Consider the following 19,203-nt stretch of genomic DNA (forward strand, 5'->3'; position numbering starts at 1 on the left):
GACAGGAGCACTCGTTATAGCTCTCTCCCATCGAGGTAAACAGATAATTGTTTTTGTCCAAACCGATACGTTGATTGGATCAGACTGAAATCAGCGTTGCTGCGGAGCAGATTCGTCGAACTCTTCCCGCAGATTGACCACCACTCGGCGGTTCTGGGACTGACAGGTGATATCGTCGCAATCCGTAACCGGACGTTCGATGCCATAGCCCTTGACCCACATCCGGTTGGGGCTCACGCCAAGGGTTATCAGTTCTGTCATGACAGCATTGGCCCGTTGCGTGGACAACGATTTCGCAGCAGCTTCACTGCCGCCATCGTCCGCGTGGCCTTGAACCTTGACCAGCCATTTCTTGTTGTCCTTCAGCCACTTCGCCTGATTTTCGATGGTCATGCGGGCTTCGTCGGTTACGACGGCAGAGCCTTTTTCAAAATAGACGCGTCGTCCGACGTCAATGATGAATTCCTCCTCAGATCCCGGACCGACATTGACGAACCCCGCCGCGGTCGCGTTGGTCACGTCCGGCGTGGTCAGCCCACCAGCACTGTTACAGGACGCAAGTCCCATCCCACAGATGAGCGCGACACCCACGCCCTGGCCAATCCGGCCGAATATATTACCCAAGGAATCCCCCAATTACCTTATGTGGCATATCCAGGGCACCGGCCTTACCCGGCGCTGGCGCCCAGATGCTCCAGAACCAGCACTGCCGTGCCTTTCGGGCAGCGTTGATAAAGGTCGATGACGTCTTCAGGCAGCATTCGGATACAACCGCTGGATACGTCATGACCGATACTCCACGGCTCAAGCGTACCGTGCAGCCTGTAGCCGAGGTCGCGTCCGTCCCTGTAGAGATATAGCGCTCTCGGCCCCAACGGATTGTTCGCAGCCCCGCCCTCAACTTTGCGCGGCAAATCGGGTTGGCGTTGCAACATTTCCGGCGGCGGCACCCAACGTGGCCAGAGCGCCTTTCGATCGATCCGCGCCCGGCCGTACCATTTGAAACCCTCACGACCGACACCGACACCGTATCTGAGCGCCGTGTTGTTTTCCCAGATCCAGTAGAGAAAATGATTGCTCGTATCGACCACAACCGTTCCCGGCCGCTCCGGGCTGAAATACTTCACCATCTGCCGGTGCCATACCGGCTTTATCCGGTTCAGGTTGGTGCGGCGGTACTGAAATCCGTTGTCCGGCTGATAGCCATTGAAATACGCATCCGCAGCCGCGCTGGCCTTTGCCACATGAGGCAATGCAAGCGTACCGGCAACAGCGGCTGCTCCTCCCAAAAACTTGCGGCGATCAAGTTCCATCCCATTCCTCCTAAACAGGTTGGCGACCAAAAAACTGAGGCGGCCCGACGCCAGGCGGTATTAAGACTGAAAGTCGCCCGGCCCGTCAACAGCTGTCCAGGCATTGTCATGAGAAACACCCTTCCAGAACAAATTCCGCCGCCACAGGGTCTAAACTCCGCGCACCCGCTCCCGATAAAGGATGTAAAGGCCTGAACTGACGACAATCGCTGCCCCGATCAGCGTGGTCATTGTCGGCACATCGGCAAAGATCAGGAAACCGAGCGCAATCATCCAGACAATCTGAGTGTAGATGAAGGGAGCCAGGACAGGAGCCGGAACCATCCGGTGCGCCATGATGAACAGGAAATGCCCACCACCACCGAATGCGCCGGTCGCGAAAAGGAGCCCCCAGGTCCAAAGGTCCTGAGGCATTACCCAGACCGAAAGCCCGGCAGGCGCCATGGCGATGGCGGCAACGATCCCGGAAATGATCAACATGCCGGCTGAACTGTCAGTCGCCGTCAGCTGGCGGGTCAAAAGTGCATAGATGGCGTAAAAGGTCATTGCGGCAACGGAATATATCGCCGCCCAATGCATCCCGCCCATGCCCGGCTGCGTCACGACGAGCACGCCGGCAAATCCGACGATGATGGCAATCCAGCGCCTGAGTCCCGCCCATTCTCCCAGCATCGGTCCGGCAAGTGCGGTAATCACGAAGGGGGCGGCAAACATGATCGACATTGTTTCGGCCAATTGCAGGTAGCGAACCGCCAGGAAGTTGAAAATCGTCGTGCCCAGCAGACAGAGCGCCCGAATCCCTTGAAGAAACGGACGTCTGGTTTTCAGCAGAGAAGGCGTCTTCCAGACCTGGAACAGAACAAACGCCAGCAAAACGTGACTGACAAAGCGCATCCAGACAATCTGCAGCGTTGGCAGGCTTGCAGAAAGGTACTTTGCAATAGCATCCAGCACCGAGAAGCACAGGCATGCCAGAACGATAAGTGCGATACCAGCAAAGGGAGCCACCGAAACGGTGGGCCCCGCGGCCGGGCGTTCCCGACTGTACTGCGCCATTGGCGACGGCCCTTTTCCAAGATCATCCGCGGATGAATGGATTGAGAATTGGACTTTTCCGGCTGAAAATGTCCGGTTGCGATAAGATTGACCACCCGCTACTGATGACACAGGAAGGCAGGGACAAAGATGCCAGTTGCAGAGATTGAAACGTGGCTGGGGCGCCTGACCATCCATGAAACGGAAGGCGCAATTACCCAATTACAATGGAACGGGCCGTCAGGCCAAGAAGAAACGCCATTGCTACAGGAAGCCATAGCGCAACTCCAGGCCTATCTCGATGGCCGACTGAAGGAATTCGACCTGCCCCTGGCACCGAAAGGCGGAAAGCTTCATCAAGCCGTTTTCCAGGCGATGCTCGCAATTCCTTATGGTGAAACCAGAACTTACGGCGATGTCGCAAAGGAGCTGAACACCTACGGCCAGCCCGTCGGGCAGGCCTGCGGTGCCAATCCGATCCCGATCATCATTCCCTGTCACAGGATTCTTTCGGCAAACGGACTGGGCGGTTATTCCGGCGACGGAGGAACCGATACGAAAATCGCCCTCCTGAAAATGGAAGGCGGCTTCCCGTTTCTGCTTTGACGATCAATGTCGAGTTTCGACCGTCTTGAGCCCTGTCAGGTATCGTCGCTCTCAGGATCCGGCAGTTTTTTCGCCCATTCCTTGGCCCACGCTCCCAATGGCACAAGCTGGTCGTGAAGCTCTTTCCCGAGCGGTGTGGACACGTAGCCATCCGAACTGCGCTCGATCAATTGTGCCAGTCTTAGTTCCTTGATCCTCTGGTTCAGGACAGCGGGTGAGATCGTTTCGCATTTTTCCTGAAGCTCTCGAAACGTGCACGGCTCGTTTTCACGCAACGTCCACAGCACACCCATGGCCCATCTGCGCCCCAGCAGGTCGAATAGGGCCATGATCGGCGCACCGGTCCTGGACCCGCGAACCGGTTGGCCGGGATATGGGATTTTCGTCATGTCGTCCTTGCTATGTTTTTTATAGCGATCATTCATCAGATCTGCTATGCATTGAATAGCACGCTTTTCGCACCCGGGGAATTGGTGATGAATCTTGAACTTTGGATTGCCTTTGTTGCTGCAAGTGCTGCCCTGCTTGCAATCCCGGGACCGACCATAACCATCGTGGTCGGATACGCACTCGGCAGTGGCAGGTCCGCGGCCTGGGCGACAGTTCCCGGTGTTGTCCTGGGTGACTTCACCGCAATGACCGCATCCTTGCTGGGGGCAGGCGCGGTCCTGGCAACATCCGCGACACTTTTTACATGCCTCAAGCTTGCCGGCGCCATCTATCTGGTCTGGCTCGGCGTCAAGCTCTGGCGCGCAAAGCCACGCCTGAACACGGAGGCAAACTCAGGCGCGCCGCAATCAAAGCGGTCGATTTTCTGGAACTGTTTTCTTGTGACCGCCCTGAACCCGAAGGACATCATGTTCTTCATTGCTTTTGTTCCGCAATTCATCAACGTCAGTGAATCGGTTCTCCCGCAGCTCCTCATCCTTGAGTTCACGTTCTTGGCGATGGTCGCCGCAAACATTGCACTCTGGACGGTGTCCGTCGGTCATCTGCGGTCGAGCATTGTCACACCGCGCCGCATGAGCCTGATGAACAGGATAGGAGGAAGTTTTCTGATTGGTGCCGGCGTTCTGACGACCGCCGCACGCTAGGGTGCGGAGGCACCCTTATCAAGTGGCGCAGCGTGGCGCCACTTTGAAGATACATGATTGAAGCAACTCCGCTCCGGAGGCGCCTCTCTTAGAAAATGATGAACCCGAAGAAGACCACGATAGCCGCCATGGCACTCCAGATCAGGAACTCCCTGAACTGCGCCTGACGCGACTTGATTTCCACCCAGCTGCGCTGCCGCGTGGAAGGCCACAAGCCGAACTGCGGACGATTGAAGGATACCTTTGACGCCTGCCGAAACCGGCGACGTAGCTCAGCCGCCTTTTGGGCACCACGTTCCTCGTTAATCGTCTGATACCTCGTAACCATCTCAAACATCTCCATTCTTGCTGTTTGGGATGCCAAAAGAGGTAGTTTGCCCCTACGTCCATTACAAATGAGCAATTTGTAATCTTCCGGCAATGCAATTGCAGATGGCAGTACCGGGGAAGGAAACCCGTCTTGCAGCATTCACAAAGACCACGTAGGAAACAGGGTCTTCTGAAAGCGGTTTTTCTTAATGCAAGCACCACAGGCCTCGAACGAAACCGTCCTGGACGGGGAAAGCGCCCAGCCTTCTCTCACTGAAATGACCAAAGTCTCACTGAAGGTCGGCCTTTTGTCCTTTGGCGGACCTGCAGCACAGATTTCAGTCATGCACCAGGAATTCGTCGAAAACCGCAAGTGGCTTTCGGAAGACCGGTTCCTGCACGCCTTGAACTACTGCATGCTGCTTCCCGGACCGGAGGCTCAGCAGCTCGCAACCTATTGCGGATGGCTAAGCGGCCGCACGCTTGGCGGACTGATTGCGGGACTGTTGTTTATCCTGCCCGGTGCGCTTGCCATGGGTATTGTCAGCTACGTCTACGCAGCTTTTGGCGACACTACCATCATTTCGGCAATCTTTTACGGTGTGAAGGCCGGTGTCCTGGCAATCGTGCTTCAGGCCCTGTCGAAGATTGGCCGGAAGGCTCTCAAGACCAGACTTTCTTGGCTGATCTGCGGTCTTTCCTTCTGCGCCCTGTTTTTCTTTTCCATCCCGTTTCCCTTCGTCATCATCGGCGCGGCGCTGATCGGTCTCTTTTTTGCCCGCGCACCGGAAAGCGCACCTGAAGAGACCGCGTCACATGCAAAGCGCGCCTCGCTCAAAGGAACGATCCGGACACTCCTCACAGGTGCTGTTATCTGGGGAACGCCACCGCTTGCCGCTGTTCTGCTTCTGGCTCCCGGCAATGTGTTTGCCGACGTTGCCGAGTTCTTCTCCTTACTGGCGGTCGTCAGCTTTGGTGGTGCCTATGCGCTTCTCAGCTACATGGCCCAGGTCGCAGTCGAAACGAAGTCATGGCTTAGCGCGGGTGAAATGCTCGACGGACTCGGCCTTGCCGAAACCACTCCCGGTCCACTCATCCTCGTGACACAGTTTGTCGGCTTTCTTGCCGGGTGGCGCGACCCCGCACCGTTTTCGGCACCCACCGGCGCCCTATTGGCGGCTGCAATAACGACGTGGGTAACCTTCACTCCGAGCTTTCTTTTTGTTCTGGCCGGTGCTCCCTGGATGGAGAAGCTGCGCGGCAACAAAAGGCTGGCCAAAGCGCTGTCAGCGATCACCGCTGCAATCGCGGGAACCATCCTGAACCTCGCAATCTGGTTCGCGATCAATGTCTTGTTTGCAGAGACAAACACGCTTCAAGTCGGGATGCTCGACCTTCTTTGGCCAAATCCCCAAAGCCTCGATCCGATCCTTGCCGGCATCGCGATACTCGCAGCCGTGCTGGTGTTTGTTGCCGGACGCGGCATGGCAACGGTGCTGATAACAACAGCCATACTCGGGTTTCTGGTCAAGATGCTCCCGCTCTTGACGTAAATTGATTTCTGAAGGGAACGTGGAGCCCCTGTCTTAAGCTCCGCTCAGGCAGCAGTGAGTTCTTTTTCCTTGCCGCTCGCCTCGACGGCATCCTCCTCAAGATCGGCTTCATGCTCCGGATCGTCATCAACTGCGATCGAAAGGTTTTTCTCCACCTGCCGCAACAACTTCCGCAGCTTCTTGCGGTCCTTGTCATCGAGGCCGGACATGGCCTCTCGCTCCAGCCGCTTCCAGGCCTTGTCTACGGAGGTCACCAGATCACGGCCTTCATCGGTTAGGTAAACACGCGCCAGACGACCGTCAGTATCGGAAACGCGGCGACTGACATAGCCCTGACTGGACAGCCGTGTCACCATTTTGGTGACGGTTGGCGGCTGAACACCAAGTGCCAGTGCGAGCTGGCTCATTGTCCGTCCGTCGGAATCTGCCAGCACCTTCAGCACCAGTTCCTGCCCCGGGTGCAATCCGATCCGCATCAGGTGCGCTCCCGAACGGGCACGTTGCGCCTTGGCCGCCTGCACCAGACGAAAAGTAATGCTCTTCTTGTAGTTAAAAGCCATGGCCCTTACCCGTACCCAATTCAATTCGAATCAAAAACTTCTTTAATGTGGCGCAACCCTAGCGGGGTTATTTAACCGTCAAATGACAGTTCGCGGAAAATGCTCGATTTTTGAAACCTGCCTTCGGCCTGAAGACATTTTCCCATCTAAGAAACCCGGAAAGAATGACGTTCAGGCTCGCACTTTCAGCGCAGACGCCAGGAATGGCAACGCCAAGGTCAACAATGCGACCACGCCGAAGGATACCCGGAGCGAAAACGCGTCCCCGACGAAACCCAGCACAGGCGGCCCGAACAGGAAGGCTCCGTAGCCAAGCGTCGCGACAGAGGCGAGCGCCACCCCTTTCGACATGTGCTGATCACTTGCCGCGCGAGACATGGCCAAGGGAAACAGAACCGCATAACCGAGCCCCATGATGAAGCACCCGGCCCAGACCGCCCAGATATTGATGCCGGAGATCAGCAGCAAACATCCTGCAAACGCGACCACACCACTGATGCGGGCAACGGGAACCGGACCAAAACGGGCGATCACCTTGTCACCCGACAATCGCATGATCACCATGGCAATGGAAAAGACGGTGAACGCCGTCGGAGCGATCGCTTCGGAGTAGCCAAGGTCTTCTATCTGGTAGAGCGCTGCCCAATCGGTGACTGCCCCTTCGCCAAGAGCAGCGCACAAGGCCATGAGCCCGACCAGAACAAGTGCGCCCTTGGGTACCGCAAAAAGCGGCGCCTTTTTCTTTGTTTCGCTTGCCGTCTCTGCTTTCGGCCAGGGCTGACGGTAAAACCAGACCAGAAACGGAGTGGAACAGGCAGCCCACAGGCTGAAATGCTCAGAAACGGTGAGACCGAATTCAATTGCAAAGCCACCCGCGGCTGCCGCAAGCCCGGCCCCAAGGCTGTAAAGTCCGTGAAACGACGACATGATCGGACGGCTGAGGCTCGTTTCAACTTCCGCCCCCCAACCGTTCATGGAAACATCCAGACCGCCAAAGGAAAATCCGGCCAGGAAAAGCGTGAAGGTCAGGAGCGGTGTTGTCGGAGCCAGCCCGACGGCCAGGAAACTGGCAGCGGTAGCGGCCGCCAGGAACTTGGCAACAGGAGCCGCCCCCAGACGATCGACCCAATGCCCTGTAAATGGAAATGCGACAAACGCACCGCAAGCCATTACGAGCAGCAACACCCCGAATCCGCTTTCATCCAGGCCGGTCGCTGCCTTGATGTCCGGAATGCGGGAGGCCCAGAGACCCACGAAGGTTCCGCACATGAAAAAGATCGCCGAGACGACCCGGCGTGCGGCTTTAGCTTGCATGTCATGACCTGAATTCAGGGGCACTCGGAGCCCGGTAAGGCGTTCCTTTTGTCATGCCTTTCCGGCTTTCTCAAGCGCAATCAGGCGACAAGGGTGTTCAGCAGAGACTCGGCGTCGCCTTCACTGTTCGCAGCTTCCCGGTAGGCAGCGATCGCATTTGATCTTTTCAGGGACTCGTCGGATTTGCCTTCTTCGGAGGAAGCCGACGAACTTGTGGAAGCGCCTTCTTCTGCCTCGCCGTTTTTGGCTTGCGCCTCGGACCCATCATCAACCGGCTTTCCTCCAGCCTCCGGCGAGGCCGGGACGGCGCTGTTCTCGTCTTCGCCTTTCAGCTCCCTGGCTTTTTGCTGTCGCAGTTCAGCTTGCGCCTCGCTCAGCTGCGACCGGGCCTGCTGAGCCACCTTCAGGTCCTGGGAGGAAGGTTCGGCCGGTGCCGTTGCCGCCCGTATGACGATCTGCATCTTGCGGATCGTTGCCTCTGGCGTCCGCTCCTTAGCGGTATCTATCTGCACTTCTCCGCCAATCGCGTAGCGCTTGCCGTCCGGCCCCTGTTGGAACGTGTAAGTGGGCGCACTGGCATAGGCGCCCCCCACACGCGCATGCGCCTGCTCATGTGCACGGACTTCGCGGTCCCGCTTTGCAAGTTCCTTGACCTGCTTTTCCTCGGCCTCGTTCAGACCATCACCATCGGAGTCCTCTTCCTGGTCAGAGCCCCCCTCTTGCGCAGACTGAGCAGCAGCCGCACTCTGGCCACCACCGCCTCCGGCGACACCGGAGGCCGGTTTCTGCTCTGAACCCGCGTCTTCAGCATTGTCATTGTCAGATTGTGCTTCGGCTCCCGAAGCAGCCGAACGGCCTTTGGAAGTTTCCGATTGGTCGGCTTCCTGAAGTGCCAGCACGGCTTGAGGCGTCAGAACCGGAACATTGCTTGCCTGACGAGCAGAGTTGCGCGGACTGGCCAGGCTTTCGCGCGCACTTGTCCCTTCCCGGGCAGAGGAAGTTTCTCCAGCACCAGGTTCCGTCTCACCGGCAACACCGCTGCCTCTCAACAGGTTGGCCGGTGTATTGGACAAGAGTGCGCCAATCATCTCCGGCATTTTCGGGAAAAGACGTCAGCAATTTCTTAACGTTGATTAAGACATCCCTATCATATGTTCGTGATCATGCACCGCAGCTGCAGGTCGATCGCTCCTCTTGTCAGTGACCCGCTGCTGTGCCAAGCAAATCCTGAAAACGCTCCCAAGACAGGATCAAGCAATGCTGCCCAAGCGCTTCTGGCACGACATGACGACAACCGACTTTCAGGACCCGTCCCGCGAGAACTGGATCGCGGTCCTGCCGGTGGCAGCAATCGAACAGCACGGTCCGCATCTGCCTCTCTCAACCGACACCGCGATTGCGGAAGGTCAGATCAACCGCGTACTTGAGTTGCTTCCCGAAAACCTGCCTGCCACTTTTCTTCCTGTTCAGGCTGTCGGAAAATCGGATGAACACATCTCCTCCCCGGGTACACTTACCCTGTCCTGGGACACTGTCACCCGCTGCTGGATCGAAATCGGCGAAAGCGTCCGCCGCGCCGGACTCCGCAAGATGGTGCTGATCAATTCCCATGGTGGCAACGTGCCCATTCTCGACATTGTCGCCAGGGAACTCCGGGTCAAGCACGACATGCTGGTCACGGCGACAAACTGGCTGCGTTTCGGCCAGCCTGAAGGATTGTACCCGGAAGAAGAGTTTTCCTACGGAATTCACGGCGGGGACATAGAAACTTCCTTGATGCTGCACCTGCGCCCGGATCTCGTCCGCATGGATCTTGCGGATGACTTTGTATCCGAGCAGCAGCGGTTCCTGGAGGAATTCAGACACCTTCGGGGCCACGGCAAAGCGCAATTCGGCTGGAAGGCGCAGGACCTAAACCCGACCGGAGCTCTCGGCAACGCAGCCTTGGCAACCGCGGAAAAGGGACGCAAATCGCTGGACCATGCCGCAAAAGGCTTCATAGAGCTGCTTGAGGATGTTGCAGCTTATGATCTGGACCGGCTCTGGCAGGAAGAATAGCGCAACAATTGACCGGATGGACAAAATAAATTCTGCTCCCAACGATGCAAGCTTACCGAAACGTAAGCAGAAAAACGCATCACACTCGCAACAGAACAGAAATGAACGCAGTAAAAAACGACCGATTGTCGCTTTATTCTGCATCAGACCAAATCCTATATTTCACGCAGTTGACCTCGCCTCGATTAAGAGACACAGTATTCACGATTTTTTCCGGAGAACGGCTCTCGTCCAACAATGAATTTGTCAATTCGGCAACTGGCGACTTTTCGCGAGGTGATGCGCAGTGGATCGATTTCTGAGGCAGCCCGCACTTTGGGCCGGACCCAACCGGCTGTCAGCTCGACCATTGCCGGGCTGGAGACCGAGCTTGAGCTGAAGCTGTTTGTCCGCGAGCAAGGCCGCCTGGTTCCGACGCCGGAAGCTGAGTTTTTCCTGGAAGAAGCCGAAGCGATCCTGCGGCGGCTCGAAATTTCGAAACGCACGCTGCGTGGACTGGCCAATCGCGAACACGGACAGTTGCGGATCGTTGGCACTCCGGAAGCGGTTGTCAGTTTTCTGCCCGATAGCCTGTCTCGATTCCTCGCCGACAAACCGAACGTAAAGGTTGCTCTGGTCAGCCGGGCGCCGTCCGAAATCGAAGAACTCATCGCCGCCAGACAGTTTGATATCGGGTTTTCCGAAACGCCCCTGGTCCGCAACTCCTTTGACCAGATCGATTTCGACCTGGAATGCATGTGCGCGGTTCCCGCGACCGATCCACTGGCATCAAAAGAAGTCATTACCCCTGCAGACCTCGACGGCTATCCACTGGCAATGCTCCATTCCGAACACAGGAGCCACAAGCAGGCACTGGCCCGCTTTCACGATGCCGGGGCGAATTTTAACCAGCGTTTCGAGTTGCGCTCCGCCTATCCGGGCCTCAGGTTTGTGGAGGCAGGTCAATGCGCGCTCATCTGTGACATGATCACTGCCTACAAGGCGCAGGAAGCTGCAAGAAACGGCAACGGGCCTCCCATGATCGTCTTTCGGCCATTTCGCCCACGCATTCAAAACAGTTTCTCCATCCTGACACCGGCACACCGGCCGAGCTCCATCGTTGCCAAGGACTTTTGCGATTTCCTGTCGAGCGAAGTTGCGGAAATCCGTTCGGCCATGATCACCAACGGCCTGTAAGGCTCCCGCCAGCTTCCAGTTGTTGACGTCCATAATTCGCAGCCTGACGGCTCAATGCTCTTGAATTTGCGGCTCCCGGCATCGGAAACCAGTGCCGGGAGCCGCCCCTGACCGCTTCACTGCCTTCATCAAAGCAAGAGTACAGGTTCAGGGGCCCGACTTATGTTCCGCCTAGATAGGCTGCCTGCACGGCCGGATCGTTCAGCATTGCTTCTGCGGAGTTTTCTCCGGTGATAACACCATTTTCGATCAGGTATCCACGGCCGGCAATCGCAAGGCTCTGCTTGGCATTTTGTTCGATCAACAGCACACCCATGCCGCTTTCCTTGATATGGGAAAGACTTTGGAACATTTCCTGACACAGCAGTGGTGACAGACCCAGCGAAGGTTCGTCCAGCATGAGGATCTTCGGATCCGACATGATCGCCCGGCCGATCGCGACCATCTGCTGCTCGCCGCCCGACATGGTCCGGGCAACCTGGTTCCGTCGCTCTGCGAGCTTGGGAAAAAGCTCAAGCACGGTTTTCAGGTTCCTGTCCTGTTTTTCTCTTGCTCTTGGAAGATAGGCCCCGAGCAGCAGGTTTTCCCACACAGTCAGGTCACCGAAAATACCGCGCCCTTCCGGCACAAAGGCAATGCCGGCCTCCACAATCCTATCGGATTTCAACGCCCGCAGATCGCGACCATCAAGACTGATGTCGCCGTCCACCTTGCCTTCGCTGATCCCGGCGATTGCCCGCAGAAGCGAACTTTTGCCCGCGCCATTTGCGCCAAGCATGACCACGATTTCACTAAGATCCACTTTCAGGCTGACACCATGAAGAGCTTGATGCAGACCATAGGCCACGGTTAAGTTGCGTATTTCCAGCATCAGCCCTCTCCCAGATATGCCCGGATGACAGCCGCATCCGAAAGAACCTCAACCGGTGTACCTTCGGCGATCTTCTTGCCCGAATTGATCACGACGCACCGGTCGCACAGCGACCGGATCGCATCCATAACGTGTTCCACGAGAATGATTGTCCGGCCCTCCGAGCGGAGCGATCCGATAAGATCAATTCCGGTGCGCAGTTCGGTCGGATTCAGTCCGGCAAGCCACTCGTCCAGCAGAAGGACCTCCGGCTCCCCGGCAAGCGCACGTGCGAGTTCGAGACGCTTCTGATCAATGTAAGTCAGGCTGTCGACGCTCGCGCCGATCTTGTCTGCTAGCCCAACACGCTCCAACAGGCTTTCGGCAAACTCCGTGACCTCTCGGCCCCAGCGTTTCTTGTGGCCGAAAACACCGCCTGCAATGACGTTCTCGCTCAAACTCAATCCCGGCAGGATCCGCACAAGCTGAAAGGTTCGTGACACACCGAACCTGGCATTTTCAAATGTCTTTGCCCTCGTCAGCTCGTGGCCATTGAGAACTATTGAGCCGGACGTCGCCTTCAGGGCACCGGAAATGAGGTTCATCGTGGTTGATTTCCCGGACCCGTTCGGCCCGATCAACCCCATGACTTCATGCTCTCTCACGTCGAATGAAACAGCGTCCACCGCAACCAGACCGCCAAAGCGCTTGGTCACATCCCGGACAAAAAGAATAGGTTCGCCCGGGGTCATACCTCACCTCGCTTCAAGAACTTTTCCGCCAGACCGACAACACCGTGCGGAATGAAATAGACAATCAGCAGGAAAGCGATCCCCAGCGCCATTGTGGTGGCATTCGGGAGATAGACCGTGATGACCTCCCATAAGAGCGTGAACGGAATGACACCGAGGAGAGGCCCCCATAGGCGGTGAATTCCCCCCAGAAGCGCCATGATCACGACCAGGAAGCTGAGTTCCGGAGAAAAGACTACATTCGGTTCGATGTAGTAGTAGCGAGGAGCAACCACGGCACCGACCAGAGCGGCAAAGAAACCGGTTGTCATGAACAGGATGACCTTGGCTCGCGCAGTGTCGATGCCGACATGCTGGGCAACCTGCTCGTCATTGCCGAGAATGCGCAGGGCAAACCCCAGCCGCGACCGGCCCAGCAGCCACCCGAACAGAAAAACGGCGACCGTGATCGCAAGCAGCATCCAATAGATATGCTCCTCGGTCAGATCCGTCAGAACGTAAAGACCACGGGAACCGAGGAAATTGTTCTGCACCCAGCTGACGAGATTGCGGATCATCTCCGCAAGGCCAAGCGTGAAGATGACGAAATAGACGCCGGAAAGACGCAATGTGACGAGACCGATCAGAGCGGCCAGGATGGTCGCGACGATCGGTGCGATCACCAGCATGGTCCAGTAGCTCTGCTCATAGTCGCTCATGCCTGTTCCCACCAGATATCCTCCGACACCGAAGAAGGCACCCGTGGACAGGGCGATGTATCGCGTCGGCCCGGAAAACAACGCCCAGCTGGTGGAAAGCGCGGTATACATCAGGACATAGACGGCCACCGACAGCCAGTAGCCATCGACCAAGAACGGCAGCACAGCCGCAACCCCGACAACTGGCACGCCCAGAACAAGCGGCAGGTAGTTCGACTGCGTCATGCGGCCCTCCGCCCGAACAGGCCCTGCGGGCGGAACAGTAGTATGAGCAGGAAGATCAAATAGGCTGAAGCCAGTGTCAGGCCCGGGTCGATCAGCGTTGCAACCGCGGACTCCACCATTCCCAGGATAAGCGCGGCAATGATGGAACCGCGGATATCACCGACACCGCCCATGATCACTATTATCAGCGCTTTCATGGTAAAGATCACACCGACGGAAGCGTCGAGTGTGATGAAAGTCGAGACCAGAACGCCGGCAACTCCCGTGACCATGCCGCCAACTGCAAAGGCCAGGGCCGATACCCGGTCGACATTGATCCCCACCAGACCGGCCGCCTCGGGGCTGACCGCAACCGCACGCACCGCCAATCCGGCTCTCGTCCGATTGAGCCAAAGATAAAGCCCGCCACCGATCAGCACCGCAAAACAGAACGCGACCAGCCGGTTCAGGGCAACCGTGGTACCGAGCAGCGCAACCGGCGAGGCCAGAAACGAGTAGGTGAAATACTCCGAGTGGATGGACACCATCACGCCAACGAGAAAGAAACTCATGCCGAAAGTGGCCAGGATCGAATCCACCTCCAATTGCCCCTGGTTTGCGGAGCGGCGCACCAGCGGAGCGAGAAAGATCCTGTAGACCGCCCAACTGCCCGCAAAACCCAGTATGGCGACAGCAAACAACGTCACCAGCGGACTCATGCCAGTGGTGGTGAAAACCCAGAACGCGGCCAAGGCCCCAAGCACCAGAAGCTCCCCATTGGCAAGGTTCATGATGCGGGCGACCCCATATTGCAGATTAAGCCCCATGGCGATGAGCGCGTAGGAGCCCCCCAGCAACAAGCCAGAGATCACGATGTCCATCGTGCTTTTACCTTTCTCGGAATTGAACGGGCCGGCTGGTATTGCCGGCCCTTCGGGAACCGTTAGTTCCAGCCTTCTTTGGCGACCGGGTCGGCGCTGTCGCCCATCCCGGTATCGGCAACTGCGCGGAATTGACCGTCACGCCATTGGCCGACCGACCAGTAGCGGTCGGAATTGTTGTGCTTGTCGAATTTGACAGGACCGATGACCGTGTCGAATTCATTCGCCTTGATGTAGTCGATCACTGCAGCCTGATCGATTTCACCGACGCCTTCAATCGCCTGCTCCAGGATCTGCAATTGTGCGTAGTAGGTTGCCGATGCCCAGTAGTCGGGAATCTTTCCGGTCACCTCCTCATGCGCACTGCGATACTCCTTCATCGCTGACGTGTCGGGATTGATGCCACCGGCTCCCAGTACGCCTTCAATCTTGCCGCCAAATTTCTTGGAGAACGCCGGGAAAGCGGTCGCGACTGCGGAATAATAGGCCCCGACATCGAGATCCTCGATGATCGACTGTTCGGCAAGAGCGAACGTGTCCGGCGGGTACGACCAAGCGACAAAAGCGTCCGGCGAAGCAGCCTTTGCTCCCTTGACGACCGGAGACAGATCCGGCGTGCCCAGCGGATAGGACTTGTCATAGACAATCTCGAATCCCGCCTCGACAAATTTCGGTCGGGCCGCGTCCGCCAGCTCGATACCGAAGGCGTCAGCTACGTTGACCATCGCGACCTTGTTTCCGATCGCGCCCTGGTCCCGCAACTTCGCCAGCGTTGCAACCGCTCCTTCAACAAATCCGGTCGTGCTTCCGAGGGTAAAGAACATGTTCGGAAACTTCTCCGTCAGTTCTTCGATTTCGTCGGTGATCGACGTAACCGCGATCAGCGGGTAGTTGTATTTCGCGTAGATCGGCGCGGCAGCCAGGTTGAAGCCGGTCCCGTAAGGCGACAGCATGAAATCCACCTTGTCCTGCGTCGCAAGCCGCTGAACCGCTTTGATGTGCTCCGCCGGATTGGTCTTGTCGTCGTAAGTCACGATCTCGATCGGGCGCTTTTCACCGCCCACGGACAGGCCACCCCGGTCGTTCACCTGCTGCACCCACAATTCGATATTCGGAATGTGCGTTACGGCCTCTCCCCCGGCCAACGGCCCGGTCAGATGCGAAACCACACCGAACTTGATCGGATCCGCAGCCAGTGCCGAAGTGGACATCAGGCCTGCGGTCAAAAGACCTGCAAGTGCAAGGAAATTACGTCGCTTCATCTGGTCCTCCCATTAGGTCAGAGAAATCAGCATCTCGTTCATGAACACTAACTTTGTATCCATAATTTTTCAATATTGGCAAGAAAAATCCTTTATCAGCCAAAAAAATGCTGCTATTTCGAAAATATGGATACATAAATGAGTGCTTCGAAAGGGTGGCGATCTGCTAAAAATGGATACGAAAATCATCAGACAGGTCCCAGGTATGGAAAACGCTCAATCGGACAAACGGCTAGTGACAGTGCTGCACAGCATGATCATGGATGGCAGATTGAAACCCGGAGAGAAGATCAGTGAAGTTGGCGTCGCCAACATGTTCGACGTCTCCCGGACACCCGCACGTCTTGCCCTGCGCGCTCTGGAGGTCGAAGGCCTCATAAAGAAACGGGAAGGCCGCGGGTTCACCGTGCAGGAATTCAATCTCGGCGACATTAAGCGGGCCTACGAGGTGCGCGGCGTGCTGGAAGGACTGGGGGCCTCCACGCTGGCCAAGTCAGGCATGTCGGACGAGATCAATGCATTGCTCCTCAATGTCATCGAGGAAATGGACAACGCCCTGACTGGTGACATGAGCCTGAACGCCAGGATTGAGCGTTACCAGGATGGCAACATCACCTTTCACGAAACGATCATGCGCCAGTGCGGCAACCCCTATGTCAGCTTCGCCTTCGACCGCATGGAAACACTGCCAATGATCAAGTTGGGCTCGGTTGTCTTCAAGGAAGAAAACGCCGAGCAGGAACTGATGCGCCTGCGTTTCGGCAACATGCAGCACCGTCTGATCCATGACGCGATTTCCAAGCGCGATAGCCAGCGGGCCGAGGCAATGATGCGCGAACACGCCAATCAGACCCTCGTCTACACGGAACTTTTCAACGAAACCTAGCTCACACGAACCCCACGGAAGGGACGCTTCGATGGAAACTGGACTGCTCATCGACAACAAGAACATACCTGCTGCGGAAGGTGGAACCTTCGATCGCCTGAACCCGATGACAGGCGATCTGGCGACACGTGCCGCAGCTGCCCGCAAGGCGGATGTCGACAAAGCAGTTGCCTCTTGCGCTGAGGCTTTCAGCACCTGGTCGAAGACGCTGCCTTCTGAACGGCGCACGATCTTGAACCGGGCTGCCGATGTTCTGGATGCAAACGCTGGTCGCTTTGTCGAAGCCGGTATGTCCGAAACCGGCGGCACACGCGCCTGGATCGGTTTCAACGTCAAGCTGGCCGCCAACATCCTGCGTGATGCAGCAGCCATGGTGACTCAAATCAAGGGCGAAATCCTGCCGTCCGACAAGCCCGGCACGTTCTCCATGGCCCAGCGCCGCCCGATCGGTGTTCTCGTTGGAATGGCGCCCTGGAACGCGCCGGTCATTCTTGCAGTCCGTTCCTTTGCCATGGCAGTTGCCTGCGGCAACACGGTGATACTGAAAGCATCGGAAAAATGCCCGGCAATGCATCGCCTCATCGGTGACTGCATGGTCGAGGCCGGTTTACCGTCCGGCGTCCTCAACATTCTTACCCACACATCGGAAGACGCTCCTGAAGTCGTCAATGCGCTGGTGGATCATCCGTTGACCCGTCGCATCAACTTCACCGGCTCCACCCGGGTCGGCAGGATCATCGCAAAACGTGCCGCTGAGCATCTGAAACCGTGCCTGCTGGAACTTGGTGGAAAAGCACCCTTCATCGTGCTGGAAGACGCCGACCTTCCGAAGGCCGTGGATGGAGCAATTTTCAGCGCCTTCATGAACCAGGGCCAGATTTGCATGTCGACAGAGAAAGTCGTGGTCGTCGATGAAATCGCCGACGAGTTCGCGAAAGCCTTTGCCGACCGGGCCAAGGCGCTGGTGCCCGGCCGCCCGACGGAAGAAGTGGATCTGGGATCGGTGGTTGATCGCGAAACCGTTGATCATGTCAGTCACCTGATCGATGACGCCGTTTCCAAGGGAGCGGAACTCCTGTGCGGAGGTGCACCCGACGACGGCACAATCATGCCGGCCAGCATCGTTGACCGGGTCACCCCGAAGATGGAGCTTTTCAGCGCCGAGAGTTTCGGTCCGGTAACGGCCATGATCCGGGCGCGGGACGCGGACCATGCGGTCGAAATCGCAAATGACACCCAATATGGCCTGTCTTCGGCAATTTTCAGTCAGGACACGCGCCGGGCCATGCAATTGGCCGACAGAATCCAAAGCGGCATTTGTCACATCAACGGCCCGACGGTTGGCGACGAAGCCCATATTCCCTTTGGCGGAGTGAAGGCATCGGGATACGGACGTTTTGGTGGCTCCTATGGCCTGAATGAGTTCACGGAAGTGCGTTGGATCACCATTGAAGACCCCGGCCAGCATTACCCGATCTGATCCGCCCCCAATAGAAAATTCGAGACCTGATCAATGAAACAGTTCTTCCGAAGAGCGGCCGCCGGCATGGTTTTGTCGGTGGCAATCATCTGCGCAGGCGCTCCGGTTGCTCTCGCTCACCAGGCGCCGCTCCATGTACACACGGAACTCGTTCCGATCCCGAATTATGACCTGCCATACGGGCCTGCGGGAGGAACAGCCGCCCTCCAGGCAGCAAACGCCTTTCTCGCCAGTTTCGATGAGACCGTCAAAGCGCAGTTCATGTTCGACCTCGATGCTCAAGAGCGGTCAGAATGGTCCAATCTGCCTGCGGGCATCGTGAACCGGGTGGGCATTTCGGTCGGTGAACTCTCCGACGACCAGCGGAAACTGTTGTTCGAGTTCCTGGCGTCGTCCCTGAGCGAGGACGGTTACCGGCGGGTTATGGACGTTATGGCCGCCGAAGCCTTTCTCAGCACCGACAAGCGCGCAAAACGTCTGAAGTGGAACCCGGAGAACTACTGGCTGTCATTCTACGGCACCCCCTCGGCAGATACTCCCTGGGGCTGGCAGTTTGGCGGACACCACCTTGGCCTCAACCTGTCCATTGACGGCGGCAAGGTGGAGACCATGTCGCCCAGCTTCGTCGGCACGGAACCGGCGGTCTTCACGTTGAACGGAATTGACTACGAAGCAGTCGTCGACATGCATCATGCTGGCCATGCCGTGTTTGCCTCACTAAACGCCGATCAGCAGGCATCGGCCGATGCAGTATCCGTTCCGGAGGATATTCGAACCGGCCCGGGCAAGGACGGCTTCGTACCCCCGATTGTAGGGTTGAGCACGACTGGAATGACCGACGAGCAGAAAGACCTGTTGCTCGATGCCATTGCCAAGTGGGTCACGATCCAGCCGAATGAAAATGCAGTGCTTCGCATGTCCGAGATCGAGGCTGAACTGGATCAGATCAGTTTTGCCTGGACCGGAGGAAATGACGTCAACTCACCGGTCTACATGCGTATTCAGGGCCCAACGCTGATCATCGAACTGCTGTCCACAGGTGGCAATGTGGGTCAAAGTGCCAGCGGACTGGGGCACTACCACACCATTTATCGCAATCCGACGCGGGAATACGGCAGGTAAGATCCAAAAAACAGCCTTATGAAAAGGGCGCTGGTTGCAAAGGCGGCGCT

Annotated in this window: 21 protein-coding genes; 8 read left to right on the plus strand and 13 right to left on the minus strand. The window is 57.2% G+C overall.

What is annotated here, in order from left to right; translation table 11 throughout:
• Window positions 1-90: 90 nt before the first annotated feature.
• The 3 genes from ABLQ08_RS12270 to ABLQ08_RS12280 all read right to left on the minus strand — a co-directional run bounded on the left by ABLQ08_RS12270 (window position 91) and on the right by ABLQ08_RS12280 (window position 2,369).
• Window positions 91-624 carry an OmpA family protein gene (locus ABLQ08_RS12270; protein WP_352942353.1) on the minus strand — a complete coding sequence of 178 codons (534 nt, stop codon included), beginning with the start codon at window positions 622-624 and terminating at the stop codon, window positions 91-93.
• A 44-nt stretch (window positions 625-668) separates the two neighbouring features.
• Window positions 669-1,313 (minus strand): L,D-transpeptidase, encoded by a 645-nt coding sequence (locus ABLQ08_RS12275; RefSeq protein ID WP_352942356.1) that lies wholly within the window; start codon window positions 1,311-1,313, stop codon window positions 669-671.
• Between the two features lie 150 nt (window positions 1,314-1,463).
• A complete protein-coding gene (locus ABLQ08_RS12280) occupies window positions 1,464-2,369 on the minus strand; it encodes a DMT family transporter (RefSeq protein WP_352942358.1) in 906 nt (301 codons plus the stop codon).
• A gap of 129 nt (window positions 2,370-2,498) precedes the next feature.
• On the opposite strand from ABLQ08_RS12280, the gene ABLQ08_RS12285 reads away from it, so the two are divergent.
• Window positions 2,499-2,954, plus strand: coding sequence for a methylated-DNA--[protein]-cysteine S-methyltransferase (locus ABLQ08_RS12285; protein WP_352942360.1), 456 nt, complete (start codon window positions 2,499-2,501; stop codon window positions 2,952-2,954).
• Between the two features lie 35 nt (window positions 2,955-2,989).
• Here the strand turns inward: ABLQ08_RS12285 and ABLQ08_RS12290 are convergent, their stop codons facing one another.
• Window positions 2,990-3,343: a winged helix-turn-helix transcriptional regulator gene (locus ABLQ08_RS12290; RefSeq protein ID WP_352942363.1), complete on the minus strand. Its 354-nt coding sequence runs from the start codon at window positions 3,341-3,343 to the stop codon at window positions 2,990-2,992.
• A gap of 87 nt (window positions 3,344-3,430) precedes the next feature.
• Between ABLQ08_RS12290 and ABLQ08_RS12295 the strand changes: the two genes are divergently transcribed.
• A complete protein-coding gene (locus ABLQ08_RS12295; protein ID WP_352942366.1) occupies window positions 3,431-4,048 on the plus strand; it encodes a LysE family translocator in 618 nt (205 codons plus the stop codon).
• 88 nt (window positions 4,049-4,136) lie between these two features.
• Here the strand turns inward: ABLQ08_RS12295 and ABLQ08_RS12300 are convergent, their stop codons facing one another.
• Window positions 4,137-4,376 carry a hypothetical protein gene (locus ABLQ08_RS12300; RefSeq protein ID WP_352942369.1) on the minus strand — a complete coding sequence of 80 codons (240 nt, stop codon included), beginning with the start codon at window positions 4,374-4,376 and terminating at the stop codon, window positions 4,137-4,139.
• 190 nt (window positions 4,377-4,566) lie between these two features.
• Between ABLQ08_RS12300 and chrA the strand changes: the two genes are divergently transcribed.
• Window positions 4,567-5,910, plus strand: a complete 1,344-nt coding sequence (gene chrA, locus ABLQ08_RS12305; RefSeq protein WP_352942372.1) for a chromate efflux transporter — start codon at window positions 4,567-4,569, stop codon at window positions 5,908-5,910.
• A 44-nt stretch (window positions 5,911-5,954) separates the two neighbouring features.
• On the opposite strand, the gene ABLQ08_RS12310 is transcribed toward chrA, so the two are convergent.
• The 3 genes from ABLQ08_RS12310 to ABLQ08_RS12320 all read right to left on the minus strand — a co-directional run bounded on the left by ABLQ08_RS12310 (window position 5,955) and on the right by ABLQ08_RS12320 (window position 8,872).
• The gene (locus tag ABLQ08_RS12310; protein WP_352942375.1) at window positions 5,955-6,470 is read right to left on the minus strand and encodes a MarR family winged helix-turn-helix transcriptional regulator; all 516 of its coding nucleotides are present in this window, start codon (window positions 6,468-6,470) and stop codon (window positions 5,955-5,957) included.
• 171 nt (window positions 6,471-6,641) lie between these two features.
• Complete coding sequence (locus tag ABLQ08_RS12315; RefSeq protein ID WP_352942378.1) at window positions 6,642-7,784, minus strand: MFS transporter; 1,143 nt, start codon at window positions 7,782-7,784, stop codon at window positions 6,642-6,644.
• 80 nt (window positions 7,785-7,864) lie between these two features.
• Window positions 7,865-8,872, minus strand: coding sequence for a putative metalloprotease CJM1_0395 family protein (locus ABLQ08_RS12320; RefSeq protein ID WP_352942381.1), 1,008 nt, complete (start codon window positions 8,870-8,872; stop codon window positions 7,865-7,867).
• A gap of 169 nt (window positions 8,873-9,041) precedes the next feature.
• Here ABLQ08_RS12320 and ABLQ08_RS12325 point away from each other — a divergent pair, with 169 nt between their 5' ends.
• Both ABLQ08_RS12325 and ABLQ08_RS12330 read left to right on the plus strand, forming a co-directional pair.
• The gene (locus ABLQ08_RS12325) at window positions 9,042-9,842 is read left to right on the plus strand and encodes a creatininase family protein (RefSeq protein ID WP_352942384.1); all 801 of its coding nucleotides are present in this window, start codon (window positions 9,042-9,044) and stop codon (window positions 9,840-9,842) included.
• A 237-nt stretch (window positions 9,843-10,079) separates the two neighbouring features.
• The gene (locus ABLQ08_RS12330) at window positions 10,080-11,018 is read left to right on the plus strand and encodes a LysR substrate-binding domain-containing protein (RefSeq protein ID WP_352942387.1); all 939 of its coding nucleotides are present in this window, start codon (window positions 10,080-10,082) and stop codon (window positions 11,016-11,018) included.
• Window positions 11,019-11,178: 160 nt separating this feature from the next.
• Here the strand turns inward: ABLQ08_RS12330 and ABLQ08_RS12335 are convergent, their stop codons facing one another.
• The 5 genes from ABLQ08_RS12335 to ABLQ08_RS12355 form a co-directional block, all read right to left on the minus strand.
• Window positions 11,179-11,889 carry an ABC transporter ATP-binding protein gene (locus ABLQ08_RS12335; protein WP_352942390.1) on the minus strand — a complete coding sequence of 237 codons (711 nt, stop codon included), beginning with the start codon at window positions 11,887-11,889 and terminating at the stop codon, window positions 11,179-11,181.
• A complete protein-coding gene (locus tag ABLQ08_RS12340) occupies window positions 11,889-12,620 on the minus strand; it encodes an ABC transporter ATP-binding protein (protein WP_352942392.1) in 732 nt (243 codons plus the stop codon). The genes ABLQ08_RS12335 and ABLQ08_RS12340 overlap by 1 nt, the downstream gene beginning before the upstream one ends.
• Window positions 12,617-13,543 carry a branched-chain amino acid ABC transporter permease gene (locus ABLQ08_RS12345; protein WP_352942395.1) on the minus strand — a complete coding sequence of 309 codons (927 nt, stop codon included), beginning with the start codon at window positions 13,541-13,543 and terminating at the stop codon, window positions 12,617-12,619. The genes ABLQ08_RS12340 and ABLQ08_RS12345 overlap by 4 nt, the downstream gene beginning before the upstream one ends.
• On the minus strand, window positions 13,540-14,403 hold the full coding sequence (locus ABLQ08_RS12350; protein ID WP_352942398.1) for a branched-chain amino acid ABC transporter permease: 864 nt from the start codon (window positions 14,401-14,403) through the stop codon (window positions 13,540-13,542). The genes ABLQ08_RS12345 and ABLQ08_RS12350 overlap by 4 nt, the downstream gene beginning before the upstream one ends.
• A 62-nt stretch (window positions 14,404-14,465) precedes the next feature.
• Window positions 14,466-15,665 carry an amino acid ABC transporter substrate-binding protein gene (locus tag ABLQ08_RS12355; RefSeq protein ID WP_352942401.1) on the minus strand — a complete coding sequence of 400 codons (1,200 nt, stop codon included), beginning with the start codon at window positions 15,663-15,665 and terminating at the stop codon, window positions 14,466-14,468.
• A 172-nt stretch (window positions 15,666-15,837) separates the two neighbouring features.
• On the opposite strand from ABLQ08_RS12355, the gene ABLQ08_RS12360 reads away from it, so the two are divergent.
• Genes ABLQ08_RS12360 through ABLQ08_RS12370 form a run of 3 tightly spaced genes read left to right on the plus strand, consistent with a single transcriptional unit; the run spans window position 15,838 to window position 19,153 of the window.
• Entirely contained in the window at window positions 15,838-16,551 is a 714-nt protein-coding gene (locus ABLQ08_RS12360) for a GntR family transcriptional regulator (protein ID WP_352942403.1), read from the plus strand.
• 31 nt (window positions 16,552-16,582) lie between these two features.
• Window positions 16,583-18,031: an aldehyde dehydrogenase gene (locus ABLQ08_RS12365; RefSeq protein WP_352942406.1), complete on the plus strand. Its 1,449-nt coding sequence runs from the start codon at window positions 16,583-16,585 to the stop codon at window positions 18,029-18,031.
• Between the two features lie 33 nt (window positions 18,032-18,064).
• Window positions 18,065-19,153, plus strand: coding sequence for a DUF3500 domain-containing protein (locus ABLQ08_RS12370; RefSeq protein WP_352942408.1), 1,089 nt, complete (start codon window positions 18,065-18,067; stop codon window positions 19,151-19,153).
• Window positions 19,154-19,203 lie beyond the last annotated feature (50 nt).

The organism is Roseibium sp. SCP14 (assembly GCF_040329475.1).
Taxonomy (GTDB): Bacteria; Pseudomonadota; Alphaproteobacteria; order Rhizobiales; family Stappiaceae; genus Roseibium.